The sequence below is a fragment of the Labrenzia sp. CP4 genome, assembly GCF_001579905.1.
Lineage (GTDB): Bacteria > Pseudomonadota > Alphaproteobacteria > Rhizobiales > Stappiaceae > Roseibium > Roseibium algicola.
This window is the reverse complement of the sequence record NZ_CP011927.1, coordinates 3,128,312-3,147,880: the sequence shown is the minus strand read 5'-3', so window position 1 is coordinate 3,147,880 and position 19,569 is coordinate 3,128,312. Positions and strand designations below refer to the sequence as shown.

Below are 19,569 nucleotides of genomic sequence, written 5' to 3'. Positions count from 1 at the left end.
CGATCGGGGGCTTGGCCTTAGACAAGATCGCAACAGAGAGATCGAAACAGAGGGGAAAGAACCAGATGAAATCTCTTTTGAAAGCAACCGTTGCCGCCGTTGCCTTCGCAGCTGCCGGCTCTGCCGCAAACGCTGCAGACGTCAAAGCCTGCTTTATCTACGTTGGACCAGTTGGTGACTTCGGTTGGTCCTATCAGCACGACCAGGGCCGTCTTGATGCGGAAAAGCATTTCGGCGACAAGCTGGAAACCGCATATCTTGAAAGTGTGCCGGAAGGTCCGGATGCAGAGCGCGCGATCGAGCGTTTCGCCCGTGAAGGCTGCAATGTCATCTTCACCACGTCCTTCGGCTACATGAACCCGACGATCAAGGTCGCCAAGAAGTTTCCGGATGTGAAGTTCGAACACGCGACCGGCTACAAGACTGCCGACAACGTCGCGACCTATAACTCCAAGTTCCACCAGGGCCGTTACATTATCGGTCAGATTGCCGCCAAACAGTCCGAATCCGGCGTCGCAGGTTACATCGCCTCGTTCCCGATCCCGGAAGTGGTGTCCGGCATCAATGCATTTCTGCTCGGTGCTCAGTCCGTCAACCCGGATTTCAAGCTGAAGGTCGTCTGGGTCAATTCCTGGTTCGATCCGGGCAAGGAAGCCGACGCTGCAAAGGCGCTGATCGATCAGGGTTCCGATGTCATTACGCAGCACACCGATTCCACCGCACCGCTTCAGGTCGCACAGGAACGTGGCGCGCATGGCTTCGGTCAGGCATCCGACATGATCCAGTTCGCACCGGAAGCCCAGTACACGGCAATCATCGACGATTGGGGTCCGTACTACATCGAGCGCATCCAGGAAGTCATGGATGGCACCTGGGAGCCCAAGAGCACCTGGGCAGGCCTTGCCGAAGGTCACGTCGTGATGGCGCCTTACACCAATCTCCCGGATGATGTCGTTGCAATGGCCAAGGAAACCGAAGCCAAGATCGCCGGCGGTTGGGAGCCGTTCACTGGCCCGATCACCAAGCAGGACGGCTCGGTTGCCGCTGAAGATGGCGTCGCTCTCGACGATGGAGCCATTCTCGGCATGAACTGGTACGTGCAGGGTATCGACGACAAACTGCCGCAATAATCGCGGTTATCACCTATCCAGGACGGCCCGGAGTCAACGGTTCCGGGCCGTTTTCAATTCCGGTGGCCGATTGTCTGATTGTTGTGCGTAAAGCACCTGCTTCCGATCGCGATCGTTCTGATTGAAGACTTGCGCAGAAATCGCCGCAACGTTGAATCGCAACATCGACACCTCTACAAACGAAACTATAATTTCGTTTCCATCCAGGATGGATCGCCGCAATCCACACGATACGGACCTTTGACGAATGATCCGCAGACGAGAACTGATGCTCGCCGCGGCCGCTGCTGGATCTGGCAGCATGGCTCGCTTGGCCTCTGCCAGCAGCGCCCCAGAGGCAGAAATGACGAAAGACAGCCGCAGCTCTGCCCAGGGGTTCCGTCTGGCTCTTGGTGGCGGAGCCGCAAAAGCATTCGCTCACATTCCCATTCTGGAAGCGATGGATGACCTTGGTGTCAAACCCGTCGAAATTGCCGGGACATCAATGGGGTCGATCCTGGGTGCTTTTTACGCCAGCGGTATGAGCGGTCGAGAGATCCGGCAGTTTGCAGTTGATCTCTTCACCCAGAAAACGCAATTGCTTCAAAAGCTGTTTCTGAAGGATGGCCGAACCTGGTCGTCGCTCTTCAATGTTGTCCGTCCGGCGATTATCGATCCCATCGTTCTTTTCGAAACGGTGTTTCCTGAAGACCTGGCCGAGCAGTTCTCGGATTTGAAACTGCCAATGAAGATCGTTGCGACGGATTTTTACACCCAGTCGCAGGTGGTTCTGGAGGAGGGGCCCCTGCTGCCTGCAATTGCAGCCTCGTCCGCTCTCCCCATGCTTTTGACGCCTGTCAGGATAGACGGCCAGGTTTTGATAGACGGGGGCTTCGTCAACCCGACACCATTCGATGTCTTTCAGGACGATGGCATTCCGACAGTCGCCGTCGATGTCACTGGCAGCAATTTCGAAGAGCGAAAAAGCGGGCTTCCAACCGGCCTGGAAACCTGGATCGGCTCGTTCTCAATCACCCTTCACTCGTTGGTCGCCGCCAAATTGGCCTGCAATCAACCTGATTTGTTGATTGAACCGCCAGTCGGCCGTTTCAAGACCATGGAATTCTTCAAGGTCGCGGACATCGTGAAAGCAGCAGAACCAGCCGGAGAAACCTTCAAGCGTGGCCTGGCCAGCCTCCTGGAAAATCGATAGTCGAACCAATTGGTTCCGGGCGTTAGATCGCAGGATCACGGTGCTCGAATATCTTTTTCAGCGCCTCCGCTCTTTCTGGTGACCAGCCGTCCGGATCGACAACTGCAGCCCATCCGTCGATGTAATCAGGCGCAATGTAGTAGTGCCCGTATCTGGGAACATCCAGCGCAAACATGGAATCCAGCGCAATCTGAAGCATTGTCACCACGGGAAACCAGGACAGTTTTTCTGAAACATCCGGCGCACGCGGTGAGGCCATCCAGCCTGGCGGCCTGAAGCCCGTATCGAACGTGAAGTTCACGATAGGGTCGCTGCCATAATTCAGAAACACCGCACGAATTGGGCCCCAGGGTGCGTAGTTTCCCTCCAGTCCGCCATATTGATCCATCACCCGGACAAGCGAGCCGTTTCCATAGTTCGGACGCCATGCCGGACTGTCAGCCTTGCGCCGGTCCCGGACCTCCGACCAATAGCGCGAGAAGAAAGGAGACCCAGCCCAGAAAGCGCCCTGGATCGGGTCACCCAGCATGTCGAACAGGGGAAGTGTCGCCTGGGAGTTGAAGGCCCCCTGGCTGAGCCCGTGAACATAAAGCTCCGGCCGACTGTCTTTGGGCAGCTGCGTCCAGTGCGCATAGACCGCGTTGAAAAGAGCTCGAGCCTGATCTACCCCGTAGTCTGGATGGGCAAGCAGCGCCAGAAAACTGGTCAGATAGGAATATTGGACAGCCACCGTCGCCACATCACCGCCAAGCATGAAATCGATTGTGTCGTGAGCTCCCGGGTCCATCCAACCGGTGCCGGGTGGTACCACGACCACAAGTACCGATCGGTCGAAACCCCCGACACGGATCAGTTCCTGCAAAGCAAGTTGGGCGCGTTCTTCTGCGGTGTCACCAGACCTTCGTCCAACATAGACCCTGATAGGATCAACAGCATTATCCGGCCAGAATTCGGAAATCTCTGCTGCAGTCGGAGCGGTCGCGACATAGTGACGGCCCCAACGCCCCATCTCCTCCCATTTGACCAGCGACCGGGTACTGCCGGTTTTTTCCGGATCTGCAGGTTTTTCGATATCAGGCTCAAGCAGAAGGTCTGCAGCCAGAAAAGACGTATCGGCCATACGAAACGCATTGCGTACAAGGGCTCCATCGACAAGTGCCCACAGGAACCAGCCAACAAGAACGATGGACAGGACCACGCCAACGCGCCTTGGAAGCATCTTGTCCAGAACAACAGCGACGGCTCTACGCAAGGCACCTGCAACCCGGAAAACCAGCCACAAGCAAAGTGCGATCAACACGCCAACAGTGACGATGAAGAACGGCGCTGCGCTCTCGAGCGGCGGCAAACCAACAGCTTCACGGGTCGCGTTCTGCCAACTGGCAGCTTTCGACAGACTGTAGACCATGATCGCAAGACTGATACCGCAAGCGGCAAGGAGCCAGAGTGTCCACAAACGTCCCTTGGGCTCCGGCAACTCCAGATAACGCCAGACACTCCTTGCCAGAAGGGTCACCTCATAGCCAAACGTCGCTGCCACGGCGGCGAGGGTCGCTTGTACAATTGGTTCCCTCGGCATCATCGACGGCGTCAGTGCGGCACCGAAGAAACTGGCCGCTACTATGAGCCCGGTTGGCGTAAGCCCATCTCGGAGTGTCCTTAAGATCGGCATTTGCACCCGCTCCCAACACGATTTCATGATCCAGCTGCAGGATTTCGTGTTGGAATGAGCGCGTCAAGACAACCTTGGGTAAACAATGGCAACATGACAGCAATCTTGTGCCCATCCCCGTTATCCACCGCAAAACCAAGCATAATTTACGTTGCGTCTTTTGGCATTTAGACGGTCTTAACCGTTGTCGGGTCTAAATTCCTACATCGTGGATTGAAGGGCAGAAAGATCTTTCCGCGATCGGGGTCTACAACCGTTTTTTACTCGCAAGTTTCGTGAAAGTTTGCGGCGCTAACAATCGGGCGTAATCCACCGCTGGTCCAGCGCAGCAGGTAGATGGCCTGCCGCTGATACCGGAAATGGCAAGCCGGGGGGCACCGGTTCGTCTGTGACAGAGACATTGGGCCGGAGAGGACTATCGATAAGCTCCAATTGGGGCGGTGTAATCTGTCATCAGGGCGGTTGAGCCAATGATTTTTGATAAACTGTTGCGAATAGGATTTCCGGCGCTTTGCGCCTCCCTTACGCTTTTGCTCGGTGTAAACGCCTACTCGCTCTATAGCGCGCAAGCCGACTACCTTCACAAGGATCAGTTGGAACGTTCGGTCCTCAACGACACGCTGCGCTTTAACACTACGGCCCTGGAAAAACTGATTGCACGGTACAGTGCCTTGAAAAGCCCGGAAGATGCTGCAGAGGCCGGAAAAACCTACGAAGCACTGCTAAACGCCTTCGAAACGTGGCCCAGCGACGCCTATAGCGAAATTGTGGGGCCGTCGGACTACATCCAGGACAAACTGGTTCACATCGTTCGTACGAGCAACCGGGTGAAACCGTTCCTGGATACGCTCGATGACCAGACCTCCGTGAGCAATGCACTGATCATCCTGCAGGGGATAGGAAGTTCCCTTCAACAAATCAATCAGATGGTGACCCAGGAAGCTGCCAAGCAAATGTCGGCGGCGAGAAAGAGCTTTCATTTCCACCAGATTGTACAAGACGCGCTCGTTGTTGTTTTCCTTCTGGTCAGCCTTGGATGGATCTGGTTCTCCAACAAACGCAGCCAGGTGCTGCAAGGACAGGCAGAGGCAACTCGCGAGCAAACCAGGCTTCTGGAGCACCGGCTGGACCACGACAGTGTTACAGGCCTGGTAAATTCCCGTGTCTTTGCAGAGATCGTGCGTTCTACTCACGATACACTTGCTCCTGATCAGACCTTGAGCATTCTCAACATCGATCTGGAGTCCAGACTGCCGGCCATCAACAAGTTCAGTCTTGTAACGGAGGAAGCTATCCTGGCATCGACTGCGGACCTGTTGCGTCACGCGGTAGATCGGATGGAAGGTGTAAATTGCCTTGCCCGCTCAGGTGGCAAGGGATTTCTCCTCATGACTGTAAGTGATGAAGAGGTTGGGCTGACTGCTTCTGTCGTCGCAAACCGGATCCACGACATCTTCCTGCGCCCGGTCCCAACGGCACTCGGATCCTTCCTGATTTCACCAGCTATCGGCTATGCGGATTCAACTACCGTCGAGCGAGATGCCACCGACATCATTCGCAATGCGGATCTCGCGGTTGGTAATGCCGTCAGCTACAGCCGCCGCCGCGTCGTGACCTACCAACCGGCCATGCGCGCGGAAATGGAACGGCGTACAATCGTCGAAAACGCACTTGCCCGCGCCATAGAGGCGAACGAATGCCTTCCGCACTTCCAGCCACAGTTCAATCTCATGACCGGGCGGATTTTCGGCGTGGAAGCTTTGGCACGCTGGTACCATTCCGAACTGGGCTGGATTTCACCCTCGGAATTCATCCCGATCGCTGAACGCAATGGCGACATTGTCTCGCTTGGCTGGAAGATTCTGGAGACATCGTGTTCGGAAGTACAATTGTTGCCATCGGACCTGAGCCTGTCGGTCAACCTTTCTGTAGCGCAAATTCTGAGCGACGACGTCGTTGCAATGCTCGACGAATGCCTCGGTCGGACCGGTCTGCCAGCCTCCAGGCTGAAACTGGAAGTGACCGAAACAACCCTGATGAGCGATCTGCGCCGCATTCAGACGACACTCGTTGAGTTGCGATCACTGGGTATCGACATTTCACTGGATGACTTTGGCGTCGGTTATTCCGCCCTGTCTTACCTGACGGACTTTGATTGGGACGAAATCAAGATCGACAGGTCGTTTGCCACCAAGGCGGTCAAGGACAAGAAAATTCGCGATATTCTCAAGATGGTCCTTGGTATTGCCGAAACCATGGGCTCTCAGGTCTTGATCGAAGGCATCGAAACAGTCGAGCAACGAGATGTACTGGTTGATATCGGCTGCACCATCGGCCAAGGCTACCTGTTCGGCGGTCCGATGGCGATCGACGACATAACGACCCTGTTCTTCTCGGATCATTCCAAAAGCACTTTGGCGGGGCTCTGACACCTCGGTAGGTATCAAGGCCCCGCTTTAACGAGAGAGACCCTCAGGACCTGCGTTCTACAGGCTGTTTCCTCGTGGTCTTTTTCGATTTCCGGACCAGGGAAACGGCCAGAACCAACCCGCTGACAGCCACGACAAGCAGTAGCTGATGAAATGGCGAGCCAAGCAGATGCTCACCTGCGCCTTGCCAACCGGTCAGATGATCGTGCGCACCAGGGTGTGCAAATGCAGGGGTGGATGCCAAGGCAAGAATTGACGTCATCAAAAGCTGTTTCATTCTGAGATATCTCCATGGGCCAGACGAGTGGTGAGGATGTCGATGAGGTCAATGTCTGACCGTTGCGACAGGGATACAAAGGTGAAGGTCATGGTTTCCCGGGCTTGGACCATTGAACCTGGAAAACTCATGTAGACGAGTTCTCGGGAAGCAAAGGCCGGCGAGGCTGTACCGACCTGCCAATTGCTGACGATCTTTGCGTCGACAAGGTGCTGTATGAGACCATCGGCACCGGGGCGGTGAAACGGGACGCCGGCAAGACGCAGGTAACTGGTCTTGTCGTCGGCAGCCCGAAAGCCGTCGATGAAGCTCACCGCAAGTGCCTGCAGTTCTTCGGCCCGGTCCGCATGCGAAGCCCCATGAACATGAGAATGCAGATGGTCCGGGCCCACGTGATTATGTCCCGCGAGACCTCCGTGATCGTGGTCATGTGTGTGGTGGTGGTGGTGGTGGTGATGACCATGTTCATGATCGTGGTGAACATGGTGATCGTGGCCGTGATGATGTCGCGCCATCGCCTTACTCCACGTCCGGACCGGCCGGAATGGACACCGGCTTGTCGATGATGGATTTATGCGAACCCATTTTTCCATGGGAAACCAGGGTCCCGAGAACATCTACAATCACCCGAGTTGCCAGAAGGGCTGTGATGTCGGAGCAATCGTAAGGTGGTGAAACTTCTACGACCTCCAGACCGCAGATGCCTTCCTTCGCGACCAGCGACACCAGCTCAAGTGCCTCTCTCGGCAGAAAGCCACCTGGCTCCGGCCAGCCGGTACCGGGCACGAAGCCGCAGTCGACACTATCGATATCGAACGAGATATAGACTGCATCTGCGTCCTTCCATGCCAGTTCCAGCGCCCGTGCGGCCGTTTCCGCTAATCCCAGTTCCTCAACATCGCGCATGGTGAAGATGTTGGTGTTCCGCTCCCGGGCAACTTCCACCCCTTCTCGCGGCACCTGCCACCCTCCGATACCGATCTGAACCAGATTGACGGCCGGCACGTTGACGAGATCTGTCGCGTGGAACCAGGGCGTCGTATGCATCCGCTCATCCAGATCCTTTTCCTGAATGTCGATATGCCGATCGAAATGCACGATACCAATGCGCTTGGACGTGCACTGGGCAATCCCGCGTACGCAAGGAAAGCCGATTGAATGATCGCCGCCGATCATGATCGGCAAGGCTCCGGACGATGCGACGTGCGAGACCGCCCGCGTAATCTGGTCGAACGTCTTTTCGATATTGGCAGGAATGGTGAAGATGTCACCGACATCGCAAAGCGTCATCTGTTCCCGAAGATCGACACCCATCTCGTAGTTGTAGGGCGTGTAGAGCGCGGATATCTTCCGAACTCCTTGCGGCCCGAACCGTGTGCCAGGTCTGTAAGTGGTCCCCCCATCGAAAGGGATGCCGATGACGGCGGCATCATAAGCCCCGACCTTTGTCACATCCTCGATGTAGGGCGCCTTCAGGAAGGTGTTGATCCCCGCGTAGTGGGGCAGTTCTCCACGGGCAAAGGTCGGGATCGATTTGTCGGTGAGACTAGCCGATCCTGTCAGTCCCATTCGCAGTGCCCAGGCTTTTTCCTTTTCCCACGCGGCAGAGGGCAGGGCACCTTCCTTTTCAGCGGCCTTCCAACCTCGCAATTGCAGTTTGTCGAAGTCAGGATGATGCTGTCTTCGGTTGGGGTCTCGGGTGAATTGACCTGCGGCAAGATGGTGCGTCCTGGGGCCTGAGGCTCGATTGAAACTCATGGGATGGTCCTCATTCCTGATTGTTTGGGGTATGGATGCTTTGGAAAGACGGAGTGGGCTTGTTTGTCTGTGGAGCGCCAATTGCAACTGCGATGGCCTCTGGAGACCGCAAGGAGGCTCCCGTTGGCGATTTGAGTGGCAGATCGTAGGTGATGGTCGCGCCGTAGGCCTGTGGCGCCTGCGGGTCGTGGCGGATCTTGTCGAACACCAGCAGACGCGTGCCGAGCTTGAAGGCCTCGTGAATATCGTGCGTCACCATGAACACCGTCATGGACAACTCTTTCCAGAGCCCCAGAAGCAATTCATGCATGTCGACGCGGATACCCGGGTCTAGTGCGCCGAAAGGCTCGTCGAGCAGCAGGATGCTTGGCTTCTTGATCAAGGCCTGGGCAATCGCGAGACGTTGCTGCATGCCACCGGACAGCTGCGCCGGATATTTGTTTGCCGCCGGTCGCAGCCCGATCCTGTCAAGCAGGTCGTCGGACGACTCAAAAGCCGCCTTGCGGGAAGTGCCAAAAAGCCGCCCGGTCCAGCGCGACGTTTCAAACTCTTGCGCAAGGATGAGGTTTTCAGCCACGGTCAGATGCGAAAACACCGAGTATTTCTGGAAGACGATCCCGCGATCGGGTGTCGGCTCAAGAGGCAAGCGAGTGCCATCCAGGAGGATCTGTCCACGGCTTGGATGTTCCTGGGAAAGCAGCATCCGCAGAAAAGTCGATTTTCCGCAGCCGGATGCTCCAACGATCGTGCAAAAAGACCCGGTCTGGACTTCCAGGTTGACCCGTTCGAGAACAGGCACGCCGTCGTATAATTTTGCCAGGTTCTGGACCGAGAGTTTGGACGCAGTATTCATAGCGCGTCACCTCCCAGATGGTGCCAGCGAAAAGCGCGGCGGGACAACAGCAGCAAGGCTCTGTCGAGCAGGAACGCCAGCAGCGTTATCCAGACGACGTAAGGCAGGATCACATCCATCGCGAGATAGCGACGCACCAGGAAAATCCGGTATCCAAGCCCCGAAGTGGACGCGATGGCCTCGGCTGAAATCAGAAAGATCCAGGCTGGCACGAGAGAGAGCCGCAGGCTGGTGATCAGGTGCGGAAGCACCTGTGGCAACACGAGCCGCGTAACCATTTGCCAGACGCTGGCCCCAAGTGTTTCCGCCTTGATGATCATCTCTCGGGGAATGTCCAGAACCGCCTGGGCCGTGGAACGGATCATCACTGGTGCCGTTCCGATCACGATCAGGGCGACTTTTGCGAGTTCGCCAAGACCGAAGGTGATGAACAGGATCGGCAGGATGGTGATCGGTGGGATCAGCGAGAATGTCGCGAGATAAGGCGCCAGTCCACTGCGGATATGGGGAATGAAGCCGATTGCAATGCCAAGGGAGATCGCCAGAAGGGTCGACACTGCCATCCCCGTCCCGAGACGCCAGAGACTGTCGAAAGTATCCAACCAGAGCAGAAGGTCTCCCGACCTCCGGTCCGGCACTGCCGCCATGCGCCAGAAGGCCTCTCCCATGCTGGTGATGGAGGGGAGGAGTTTGTCCGCCGGATTGTCGAGCCGCCGATAATGGCTGGCGATCGCGTAGGCGACCAATGTCAGCACGAAAGGCAGGAGCCCAAGCGCCAGGGCGGTGACCCGGGAAGGTTTCCGGTTGATGATACGCATGAAACGGTCCGATCGGTCTCAGGCTGCGGTTCCGGCACCAGGGCACCGGAACCGCTGGGTCAGCAAAGGAAGCCTAGAGCGTGCCTTCTGCGGCCATTGCCATGAAACTCGGGTCGAATTTCAGTTTCACGTTTCCGGTATCGCCATAGATCGATCCATCCGGGAAAGAGACGCCGACGAATTCAGGGCTGGGTGCCCCTTCACCCAGAATGCCCTTGTCGAAAAGGAACTCGGCAACGAATTTCATCGTCTCGGGAAGTTCAGCGGACTTGGTGAACGCGACCGCTTCTGCGGGCGTGTAGAACATCTTGGTCGTCGCGAGCTGCGCATCGTAGCCGGCAAGGTCCGTGCCGGAGGCTTCGGCCATGGCGGTGCGTGCCGCGATGCCTTCGTCACTGTCTGACGACATGATCCCCATCAGTTCGTACCAGGCGCCTACAAGAGCCTTGCCGAAGGCGGGATTGTCCGCAAGCGTCTCGGTATTGACCATCATGATATCGATGATTTCGCCTGGAATGCCGGAACTGTCGAACACCTTGGTGGCATTTGCTTCCGCTTCGATTTCAGAAAGGAGCGGGTTCCAGGTGACCACCGCCGTGACATCCGGTGTCTGATAGGCAGCGATCATGTCTGCATCGGATGTGTTGACGACCGTCAGATCCTGTTCACTGAGACCAACCGTGTCGAGTGCCCGTGCGAGCAGGTAGTGGGAGACGGAAAGCTCCACCAGGTTGACGCTTTGTCCCTTGATATCGGCAAGTTCGGACTTGTCCTTCAGGATGATGCCGTCGTTGCCGTTGGAGTAGTCACCGACGATAAGCGCAGTCGTGTCGACACCGCCACCTGCCGGGATCGAAAGGGCATCCATATTGGTCATGGAGCAGCCGTCATATTCTCCTGCGGTGTATTGATTGATGGACTCCACGTAGTCGTTGATCTGAACGATCTCGACGGAGATGTCGTATTTGTCGGCCCATTTCTTCATGAGGCCACTGTCCTGCAGATAACCCCAGGGCATCCAGCCGACATAGATGGACCAGCAGACCTTGAAATCCGTCTTTTCCTTGGCCTTGGCCGAAGTGAGGGAAAGAGGCAGCGTCAGCGCTGCGGCGAGGAGGGAAGCTTTGGCAATCGATTTCAACATCTGTGCGCGTCTCCTGTCTTGGGCCCGGTCATCAGAACCGGACTTACGTCATGAGGTTTTTGCGCACGGCCGGGAGCAGGTTCGCGCGCGCGAAACCTCGTGCAGTTGTCTCCCGGGTTTTTGTCCCGCCGTGTCACCGGTCTATGTCGGCATATGCCTCTCAACCGGCTTGCACCTCTCGGTCCTGCGTCGTCTTGCGACCGGATCCCTAGGCGCGCTGCACATCATAACCAAAGCAAGGGGAATGCCAGAAAGGCGAAGGTGGAAAATTCGTACATTGTTTCAATAATTTAAGAAATAGAATCTGGATTGAGTTGGTCGAAACCAATCAACAGCAATTGGTATTCTGAGCACAATATGAGCAGCATGGTGAAGAATGCACCATGCTCAGACCTTAAGCAGGCTGTGCTGATCTATCGTAAAACAGTCTCAGCCGGTGAAAGAGCAAATCTGAACCAACGGCAGGAAATGCTGTTCGGTGATGCCCAGACAACAGGCGTGCGCCACCAGCAAAAACCCGGTCAAGGCCGAACCGGTGACGAGCGCCAGAACCAGCGATGGATCACGCATCATTTCGCGAATGCCACCCATGGTTTGAACTTCGGTATGTGCCATAACAATTCCTCCGGTTTGAACATCTGCAAGAGCCAGGCAAGCGGCTCTTGCAGTCGGGATTTATTCCGAAGGTTCGTCGATCTTACCCTCGTCACCAGCCACGTCCTGCTTTTTCCTGCCGCCGAAAAGTCCTTTGATCCATCCCTTCTTCTCGTCGCTATCTGAAGGCGAAGCGTCTGCTGTCGCGGTATCGGCTTCCACCTCGTTCGTCGCAGCCGGTGTTCCCGGGGCGACCTGTTCGCCGAAGGCGGTAAAAAACTCACCGGCAAGCCGTTTGGCGGTTGAATCGATCAGTCTGGCACCAAGCTGCGCCAGCTTGCCGCCAACCTTCGCATCAACCTCGTAGTGAAGGATTGTCGTGTCAGGACCGTCTTCTTCCAGATGAACCTTGGCGGCACCTCTGGCAAACCCGGCTACCCCGCTGGAGCCTTCGCCTTCAATGGTGTAACCGTTCGGCGGATCGAGATCGTTGAGCGTCACCTTGCCGCCGAAAGTTGCTTTTACCGGGCCCACCTTGAGACGTACCTTCGCCTCCAGTTCAGTATCGGAATGCTTGATCAGGTCTTCACATCCCGGAATAGAGGCCTTCAGGACTTCCGGATCATTCAATGCCTCCCAAACCTTATGCTTTGGAGCTTCGATCCGCTGGCTGTCGTTCATTTGCATGTGATTGCTTCCCTGGTGGGGTCAAATGTGATGGATGTTGGTCTGGCGGTGTCCGCTGCGGCGGATCATCAAGAGTTCCGCCAGGATAGAGAGTGCAATTTCTTCCGGTGCAATGGCTCCCAGATCGAGGCCTGCGGGCCCCTTGATCCGGTCGAGGGTCTGATCTGCTACGCCTTCCTCACGCAATTTAGCCTTGAGGGCTGCAATCTTCCGGCGACTCCCGACAAACCCGATGTGGCGCGCATCCGTCAGAAGTGCTGCCTTCAGGGCCGCCAGATCGCCACGTCCCTGGGTCGAAACAATGGAGTAGATCTGCCCGTTGCTGCGAATGGGACTGTCAAACCCTTCTGCTCTTTTGCCCGCACCTGAAAAGACGGGCAGGTCTTCTGCAGGTGCGCAGAAGGTCAGGTCAAACCCGATGGACGGCGCCTGGCTCGCAAGGGCCACGGCAACCGGACTGGCGCCGTAGATGACAAGCATGGGCCGCGGCAGAACCGGTTCTATGAAGATATCCATGGTCCCCTGGCTCGGGCACATGTTCCTGGCAAATTGAATGCCTTCGCGCTCTTCACCGGCTTCCACGCCGATCTCGGTCAGCAGGTCCGCCGGTTGAAGGGAGATCAATCGTGTCTGTCCATCTTCAAAAGCGGACTTTGCCGCCTTGATGACTGCCGATCTTGCGCAGCCACCGCCGATCCAGCCGCCGACAATGTCTCCATTCCTGTCGATCACGGCCTTGGCGCCTGCCTTGGCTGCGGTCACCGATATGGTGCGTACAACGGTTGCCAGAACGAAGGGTTCGTTGTCACCCTGCAAACGGTTCATCAGGCGCGGCAGGTCCTGCACGACCTCTGGCGCGGCCTCTTTGCCGGACACGGGAACAGAATGCTTCATCTCGACATCTCCCATCGTTCAAAGTCTCGCAAGATAAGGCTCTAGGCCTTCAAGGCTGGAGAGGTTATGGGCTGGCGCGAAGAAATCGACATGGGGCAGGGCGGCGGCCATGCCTCCGGCTGTCGGTTCATATCCCTGCCAGCCAAGCAGCGGGTTGAGCCAGACAATGCGCCTGCAGCGCCGCCGTAACCTTGCCATCTCATCGCCAAGTGCTTCCGGCGTGCCTGTGTCGTAGCCATCCGACAGGATCAAGACGCAGGTGCGCGAGTGGACGACCCGGGCGGCGTGCCATCTGTTGAAGTCGGCCAGCGCCGCGCCGATCTTCGTGCCGCCACCGATCCCTTGCGCCATCAGCCCCATGCGATCGAGCGCACGGCCGGCGTCCCGCTCCGAAAGGGCTGAGGAGACATGCACAAGACGGGTATGAAAAAGAAACGCTTCTGCTTCGTGGAAGCTATCAAGCAAACCGTGCACGAACCGAGTGAAGACACCCGTGTAGTTGTTCATCGACCCGGACGCATCGAGCAGGATCACCAATCGCAACTGTTTCTCACGTGGGCCTTTACGCACAAGATCTATGGGGATCCCGCCATGTGCAATGGAACGCCGGATGGTTCTGCGAAGATCCAGCTTTCGGCCCTTTCGCTTCTGACGATCCCTGCGGGTCAGTCTTATGCGCATTGCCCGTGCGAGCCGTTCGGCAAGCTCATGTGCCTGTTTAACCGCCTCCGGATCGCTGAGATGTCGAAAATCCACTTTGCAGAGGGTTTCGGCAATGCTCGCACCTTCCCGGCGTCCGGAGGGAGCGTCGTCGGTCGCATCATCCTCTTCGCCGGGAAGGCGTTCGACATCGCCTGCAATTGTCTCCTGACGGTTACCACTTGCGTCTATCAACTCGCGAATGGTCTTCATGCCCTTGCGCGTACTCGTCCCGGCAACCTTCACGCCAGATTTGACACCCTTGTTGATCCAATAGGCATCGAAGATGTCGTCGAAACGCTGCCAGTCGGACAAGCGTCCGCAAAAAAGACTGCGAAAGGCCGCCTTCAAGCTTCCGGGGCGCTGAATCATCCGCGAACACAGCAACCGGCTAGCATCACGGGTCTCGGCCAACCCGACCTTGAAGCCGCTGTCACGCAGTGAGCGGACAAACCCTGCCAGCCGCAGCCTCAGGATCGGCCCGATGTCTGCACTGGTTTCAAGGAAAAGGCCGGACATTGCTCAAGCCACCTTTCCAAGCAACCTGTCGGTAACTTCGCGGCTGACACGGGCATTGTCCTCCCGGGTTTTCAGGACACAAGACAGCGTCTCAAAGACAAGCTCCCGGCTCTCCTGCAGGTTTTTGGCCCCAAGGCCGAGAAGAGCCGCCGCCCAATCTATCGTTTCGGCAACGCCTGGAACCTTCACGAGGTCTTCCTTGCGCAGTTTGTTCATGAGTTCGGCGATCTGTTGGGCGAGAGCAGCATCCAGATCCGGGACACGCGCCAGCAGAATTCGTGTTTCGCGGTCGGGCGAGGGGTAATCGACGAAATGATAAAGGCAACGCCGGCGCAATGCGTCCGACAGTTCGCGTGTACCATTTGAGGTCAGAACCACGCGTGGGATTGTAACTGCCTGAACCGTTCCGAGTTCCGGGATCGACACCTGGAAGTCAGACAGGATCTCAAGCAGGAATGCCTCGAATTCCTCATCTGCCCGGTCGATTTCGTCGATCAACAGAACCGGTGGCACGTCTTTTCGAATGGCCGCAAGAAGGGGGCGTTCCAGAAGATATTTCTCGGAGAAAATCGCTTCCTCTACAGTTTCCGCACTGTCGCCAGACCCTTCCCGCGCCTTGATGGCCAGAAGCTGGCGCTGATAGTTCCACTCGTAGATGGCATCAGAACGGTCGAGGCCCTCATAGCACTGCAGGCGGATGAGATCGGTGTTCTCAAGACGCGCCAGAGCCTTCGCCACTTCCGTCTTGCCGACGCCGGCTTCACCTTCCAGAAGCAGCGGCCGCCCGAGCATTCCGGTCAGGAGAAGTGCCGTCGCAAGACCTTCGTCCGCGATATAACCGGCATCCGCGAGCTGAAGCGCTATCTGATCCTTGGTCTGGGTCATGCTGGTCCGTTCGGTGAGAAGGTCGCATCCATCGTCTTTCAGGTGCTGATCCAGAATCAGTCACGAGAGGACGATCGGAACGTCACCGCAGGCTTTGCCCCGGAGGAGCCAGCCTGCGGTAAGAAGTGCTTTATGCGTGCGCACCCAGGTCCTTGGCCGCCTGCCAGATACGCCAGGCGTCATGCGGCATCTGGATATGGGTCGACCCGAGGAACTTGAAGGCATCGTTTACCGCATTGGAGAAGGCCGGCACACCACCGACATTCGGGCTTTCGCCCACACCCTTTGCCCCGATCGGATGATGCGGGCTGGGGGTGACGGTGAAATCCGTTTCCCAGTGAGGTGTCTCGACAGCTGTCGGCAGGAAGAAGTCCATGAAGGACGCCCCCAGCACGTTGCCCATCTCGTCGTAGCGGATCTCCTGACCCATAGCGATGGCAAAGGCCTCGGTCAAACCGCCGTGGACCTGTCCCTCGATGATCATCGGGTTGATCCGGGTGCCGCAGTCGTCCAGCGCATAGAACCGCCGTGTCCTGGCAACGCCGGTGTCGACATCGATATCCATTACACAGAGATAGGCGCCGAACGGATAGGTCATGTTGGGCGGGTCGTAATAGCTGACCGCTTCTAGACCCGGTTCCATGCCCGGTGGCGGAGCGTGATAGGCAGCCCAGGCAATCTCCTTCATGGACTTACGTGCCTGCGGATTACCTTTCACCTGGAAGCCGTCCACGTCCCATTCCAGATCGTATTCGGAAACTTCCAGCATGTGCGCCGCAATCATCTGCGCCTTATTGCGGATCTTGCGAGACGCAAGCGCAATCGCGGCACCGGCGACAGGTGTGGAGCGTGAACCATAGGTCCCCAGACCGTAGGGCGCGGTATCCGTGTTGCCTTCCTCCACCATGATATCGGCGGCCGGAATACCGATTTCCGTGGCGATGATCTGCGCCCAGGTGGTTTCATGCCCCTGGCCTTGCGATTTGGTGCCCATGCGCGAAATCACCGAGCCGGTCGGGTGCACGCGGATTTCGGCACTGTCGAACATCGCAACACCGAGGATATCGCAATTCTTGGACGGTCCAGCACCGACGATCTCGGTAAAGAACGACACGCCTATGCCCATGATCTCGCGGGTTTCGCCGCGCTTGAAGGCTTCCTGCTTGGCCTTTTGTTCGGCGCGCAGCTCGCGATAGCCGATCGTGTCCATCGCCTTCTGCATGGCGGTGTGATAGTCGCCACTGTCATATTCCCAGCCGAGGGCCGAGTGATAGGGGAACTGCTCCGGCTTGACGAAGTTCTTCATCCGCAAGTCCGCCGGATCCATGTCGAGCTTCTGGGCCAGGATATCCATCGCACGCTCGATGCAATAGGCCGCCTCCGTCACGCGGAACGAACAGCGGTAGGCGACGCCACCCGGTGCCTTGTTGGTATAGACCCCGTCGACAGCCAGATGCGCTGCCGGGAAGTCGTAGGACCCGGTCACGATGTTGAAGAAACCAGCCGGCCATTTCGACGGATCGGCACAGGCATCAAAGCCGCCATGGTCAGCCAGAACATGCACTTTGAGACCAGTGACGGTACCGTCGTTCTTCGCAGCGATTTCCGCGGTCATGTGATAGTCGCGAGCAAAGGACGTTGTCGAAAGGTTCTCCATCCGATCCTCGACCCACTTCACCGGGACTCCGGTGACGATGGAGGCGACAATGGCACAGATGTAACCGGGGTAAGCCCCGACCTTGTTGCCGAAACCGCCGCCGATATCAGGCGCGATCACATGGATCTTCTGCTCCGGAATAGTCGAGAGCAGAGAGGCCACCGTTCGGATGACATGGGGTGCCTGGAACGTTCCCCAGACCGTCAACTCGCCCTTGATCTTGTCCATCGATGCAACGCACTGACAGGTTTCGAGCGGTGAGGGGTGCGTCCGGTGATAGGAGATCAGCTCCTTGATGGTAACATCGGCTTCGGCAAAGGCTCGGTCGGTTTCCTCCTGGTCGCCAACTTCCCAGGTGAAGATGTGGTTGTGGTGTTTGCGCGGCCCGTGCGCGCCTTCCATCTTGCCGTCGAGATCAGGCCGCAGAACCGGAGCGTCCGGATCCATCGACTTGAAAGGATCCGTCAGGACGGGAAGCTCTTCATATTCGACTTCCACCAGCTGAATGGCATCGTCGGCGATATAGCGGTTCTCGGCCACCACGAAGGCGACTTCCTGGTTCTGGTACAGCACCTTGCCATCGGCCAGCACCATCTGCACGTCACCGGCGAGTGTCGGCATCCATGCAAGATTGACGCCTTTCAGGTCTTCCGCTGTCAGGACGGCGATCACCCCAGGCAGTTTTAACGCTTCGGAAGCGTCGATCTTCGTGACCTTGGCGTGGGCATAGGGAGAACGGACGAAATCGCCGAACACCATCCCGGGCAGTTTCACATCATCGACATACTGGCCCTTGCCTTGCGTGAAGCGAATATCTTCCACACGCTTGCGTTTGCAGCCCATGCCTTCCAGGGCGGCTTCGCGCTGTTCCCGTGTCGGGGTCATGTCGTTCATTCTGCAGCCTCCTGAAATTCAGTGCCATTCAGCTTCGCAGCGGCGTACTGGATCGCCTTGACGATGTTCTGATAACCGGTGCAGCGGCAAAGATTGCCCGAAATGCCCATGCGGATTTCTTCTTCCGTGGGGTTCGGGTTTTCCTTCAGCAGCGTGTGTGCACGCAGGATCATTCCCGGGGTGCAGAAGCCGCACTGCAGCCCGTGCATCTGCCGGAAGCCTTCCTGAAGCGCGGACAAGGTACCATCCGCATTGGCCATGCCTTCGATGGTGGTCAGTTCCGCGCCGTCTGCTTGAACGGCAAACATGGTGCAGGACTTCACGGACATGCCGTTCAGCTCAACCGTGCAGGCACCGCAATGAGAGGTCTCGCAACCGATATGCGGCCCGGTGAGGTTGAGGTCCTCTCGCAGGAAATGGATCAGAAGCGTGCGCGGTTCAACAAAACGCTGCACCTTCTTGCCGTTGATGGTCATGGAGACCGGGATCTGTTCAATATCGCTCATAGTCGTTTCCCTCGATCCTGGTTCAGCTGGATGCGCGCGATGCAGCTTTTGCAAGCGCCCGCTGCAACATCACGCCTGCCATCTTGGTGCGATATTCTGCAGGTCCACGTCCGTCCGAAGCGGGCTTGGTGATCGCCTCAGCCGCCGCGACCGCGCGGGCAACGGTTGCCGTATCGAGTGTCGAACCAGCCAGAATTTCTCCGGCTTCCTTCGCAAAAAGCGGTGTATCCGCGACATTGGTGAGGGCAATCGAACAGAAGGACACTCTGCCACCTTCCAACGTCAGGACCACGGCAGCTGCGGCTGTCGCATAGTCGCCAACCTTGCGCTTCAGCTTTTCATAGGCATAGCCATGCCCTGCAGGCGGGACGGGTATACGAACGGCTGTCAGAATTTCTTCAGGCGCAAGGGCCGTGAAATAGGCCGCCTCATAGAAGTCGCGTGCAGGCACTTCACGTTCGCCGTCCGGCCCGGTCAGAACATAGGTCGCATTCAGGCACTGCATTAGCGCCGGCATATCGTTGCCCGGATCGCCATTGGCGACATTTCCGCCAAGGGTGCCGACATATCTTATCTGCGGATCGGCAATGAGAAGCGACGTTTCGCGAATGATCGGCAGTTTTGACGCCAAGAGATCCGAGGCGATCAGCTCATGCTGCGTGGTCATGGCGCGAATGGTGATCGTGCCGCCGTCGTCGGAAATGCCTTTGAGATCGGCAATCCCACCAAGGTCGACCAGATGTTCCGGCGCTGCCATGCGCAACTTCATCATGGGGATCAGGCTATGGCCTCCGGACAGTGGCCGCGCTTCGTCGCCATGGCTGACCAGGATCGCGACAGCTTCCGCCACGGACGTTGGCCGGTGATAGGTGAATGCACCAGGTATCACGTCTTTCTCCTCCCTCTGCCGGCCACCTCAGGGCCGGATGCCGGTCTTCCCGAAAAGCGATTGGTTTCGCCT

Annotated in this window: 18 protein-coding genes; 3 read left to right on the top strand and 15 right to left on the bottom strand. The window is 57.4% G+C overall.

Annotated elements, in window-relative coordinates; genetic code table 11:
• Window positions 1-65 precede the first annotated feature (65 nt).
• Window positions 66-1,130: a BMP family ABC transporter substrate-binding protein gene (locus tag ACP90_RS14655; protein WP_062488750.1), complete on the top strand. Its 1,065-nt coding sequence runs from the start codon at window positions 66-68 to the stop codon at window positions 1,128-1,130.
• A 343-nt stretch (window positions 1,131-1,473) separates the two neighbouring features.
• Complete coding sequence (locus ACP90_RS14650) at window positions 1,474-2,322, top strand: patatin-like phospholipase family protein (RefSeq protein WP_286145682.1); 849 nt, start codon at window positions 1,474-1,476, stop codon at window positions 2,320-2,322.
• Window positions 2,323-2,344: 22 nt separating this feature from the next.
• On the opposite strand, the gene ACP90_RS14645 is transcribed toward ACP90_RS14650, so the two are convergent.
• Window positions 2,345-3,994 (bottom strand): alpha/beta-hydrolase family protein, encoded by a 1,650-nt coding sequence (locus ACP90_RS14645; protein ID WP_062488748.1) that lies wholly within the window; start codon window positions 3,992-3,994, stop codon window positions 2,345-2,347.
• A gap of 470 nt (window positions 3,995-4,464) precedes the next feature.
• On the opposite strand from ACP90_RS14645, the gene ACP90_RS14640 reads away from it, so the two are divergent.
• Window positions 4,465-6,423: a GGDEF domain-containing phosphodiesterase gene (locus ACP90_RS14640; protein WP_082809744.1), complete on the top strand. Its 1,959-nt coding sequence runs from the start codon at window positions 4,465-4,467 to the stop codon at window positions 6,421-6,423.
• 43 nt (window positions 6,424-6,466) lie between these two features.
• On the opposite strand, the gene ACP90_RS14635 is transcribed toward ACP90_RS14640, so the two are convergent.
• The 14 genes from ACP90_RS14635 to ACP90_RS14570 form a co-directional block, all read right to left on the bottom strand.
• A complete protein-coding gene (locus ACP90_RS14635) occupies window positions 6,467-6,700 on the bottom strand; it encodes a hypothetical protein (protein WP_062488746.1) in 234 nt (77 codons plus the stop codon).
• On the bottom strand, window positions 6,697-7,215 hold the full coding sequence (locus ACP90_RS14630; protein ID WP_082809743.1) for a hypothetical protein: 519 nt from the start codon (window positions 7,213-7,215) through the stop codon (window positions 6,697-6,699). Before ACP90_RS14630 ends, ACP90_RS14635 begins: the two co-directional genes overlap by 4 nt.
• Before the next feature lie 4 nt (window positions 7,216-7,219).
• Window positions 7,220-8,458, bottom strand: coding sequence for an agmatinase family protein (locus ACP90_RS14625; protein WP_062488745.1), 1,239 nt, complete (start codon window positions 8,456-8,458; stop codon window positions 7,220-7,222).
• A 10-nt stretch (window positions 8,459-8,468) separates the two neighbouring features.
• Window positions 8,469-9,311: an ATP-binding cassette domain-containing protein gene (locus ACP90_RS14620; RefSeq protein ID WP_062488744.1), complete on the bottom strand. Its 843-nt coding sequence runs from the start codon at window positions 9,309-9,311 to the stop codon at window positions 8,469-8,471.
• Window positions 9,308-10,129: an ABC transporter permease subunit gene (locus ACP90_RS14615; RefSeq protein WP_062488743.1), complete on the bottom strand. Its 822-nt coding sequence runs from the start codon at window positions 10,127-10,129 to the stop codon at window positions 9,308-9,310. The genes ACP90_RS14620 and ACP90_RS14615 overlap by 4 nt, the downstream gene beginning before the upstream one ends.
• 73 nt (window positions 10,130-10,202) lie before the next feature.
• Complete coding sequence (locus ACP90_RS14610) at window positions 10,203-11,273, bottom strand: putative urea ABC transporter substrate-binding protein (RefSeq protein WP_062488742.1); 1,071 nt, start codon at window positions 11,271-11,273, stop codon at window positions 10,203-10,205.
• A 429-nt stretch (window positions 11,274-11,702) separates the two neighbouring features.
• Entirely contained in the window at window positions 11,703-11,888 is a 186-nt protein-coding gene (locus ACP90_RS14605; RefSeq protein WP_062488741.1) for a hypothetical protein, read from the bottom strand.
• A gap of 60 nt (window positions 11,889-11,948) precedes the next feature.
• Window positions 11,949-12,554 (bottom strand): carbon monoxide dehydrogenase subunit G, encoded by a 606-nt coding sequence (locus tag ACP90_RS14600; protein ID WP_208993324.1) that lies wholly within the window; start codon window positions 12,552-12,554, stop codon window positions 11,949-11,951.
• 21 nt (window positions 12,555-12,575) lie between these two features.
• Window positions 12,576-13,379, bottom strand: a complete 804-nt coding sequence (locus ACP90_RS14595; protein ID WP_062491644.1) for an XdhC/CoxI family protein — start codon at window positions 13,377-13,379, stop codon at window positions 12,576-12,578.
• Window positions 13,380-13,466: 87 nt separating this feature from the next.
• Window positions 13,467-14,666 (bottom strand): VWA domain-containing protein, encoded by a 1,200-nt coding sequence (locus ACP90_RS14590; RefSeq protein WP_062488739.1) that lies wholly within the window; start codon window positions 14,664-14,666, stop codon window positions 13,467-13,469.
• Window positions 14,667-14,669: 3 nt separating this feature from the next.
• Window positions 14,670-15,551, bottom strand: a complete 882-nt coding sequence (locus ACP90_RS14585; protein ID WP_062488738.1) for a MoxR family ATPase — start codon at window positions 15,549-15,551, stop codon at window positions 14,670-14,672.
• A 130-nt stretch (window positions 15,552-15,681) separates the two neighbouring features.
• Entirely contained in the window at window positions 15,682-18,102 is a 2,421-nt protein-coding gene (locus ACP90_RS14580) for an aerobic carbon-monoxide dehydrogenase large subunit (RefSeq protein ID WP_062488737.1), read from the bottom strand.
• Window positions 18,099-18,599: a (2Fe-2S)-binding protein gene (locus tag ACP90_RS14575; protein ID WP_062491642.1), complete on the bottom strand. Its 501-nt coding sequence runs from the start codon at window positions 18,597-18,599 to the stop codon at window positions 18,099-18,101. The genes ACP90_RS14580 and ACP90_RS14575 overlap by 4 nt, the downstream gene beginning before the upstream one ends.
• Window positions 18,600-18,630: 31 nt before the next feature.
• Complete coding sequence (locus tag ACP90_RS14570; RefSeq protein WP_062488736.1) at window positions 18,631-19,497, bottom strand: xanthine dehydrogenase family protein subunit M; 867 nt, start codon at window positions 19,495-19,497, stop codon at window positions 18,631-18,633.
• Window positions 19,498-19,569: the final 72 nt, after the last annotated feature.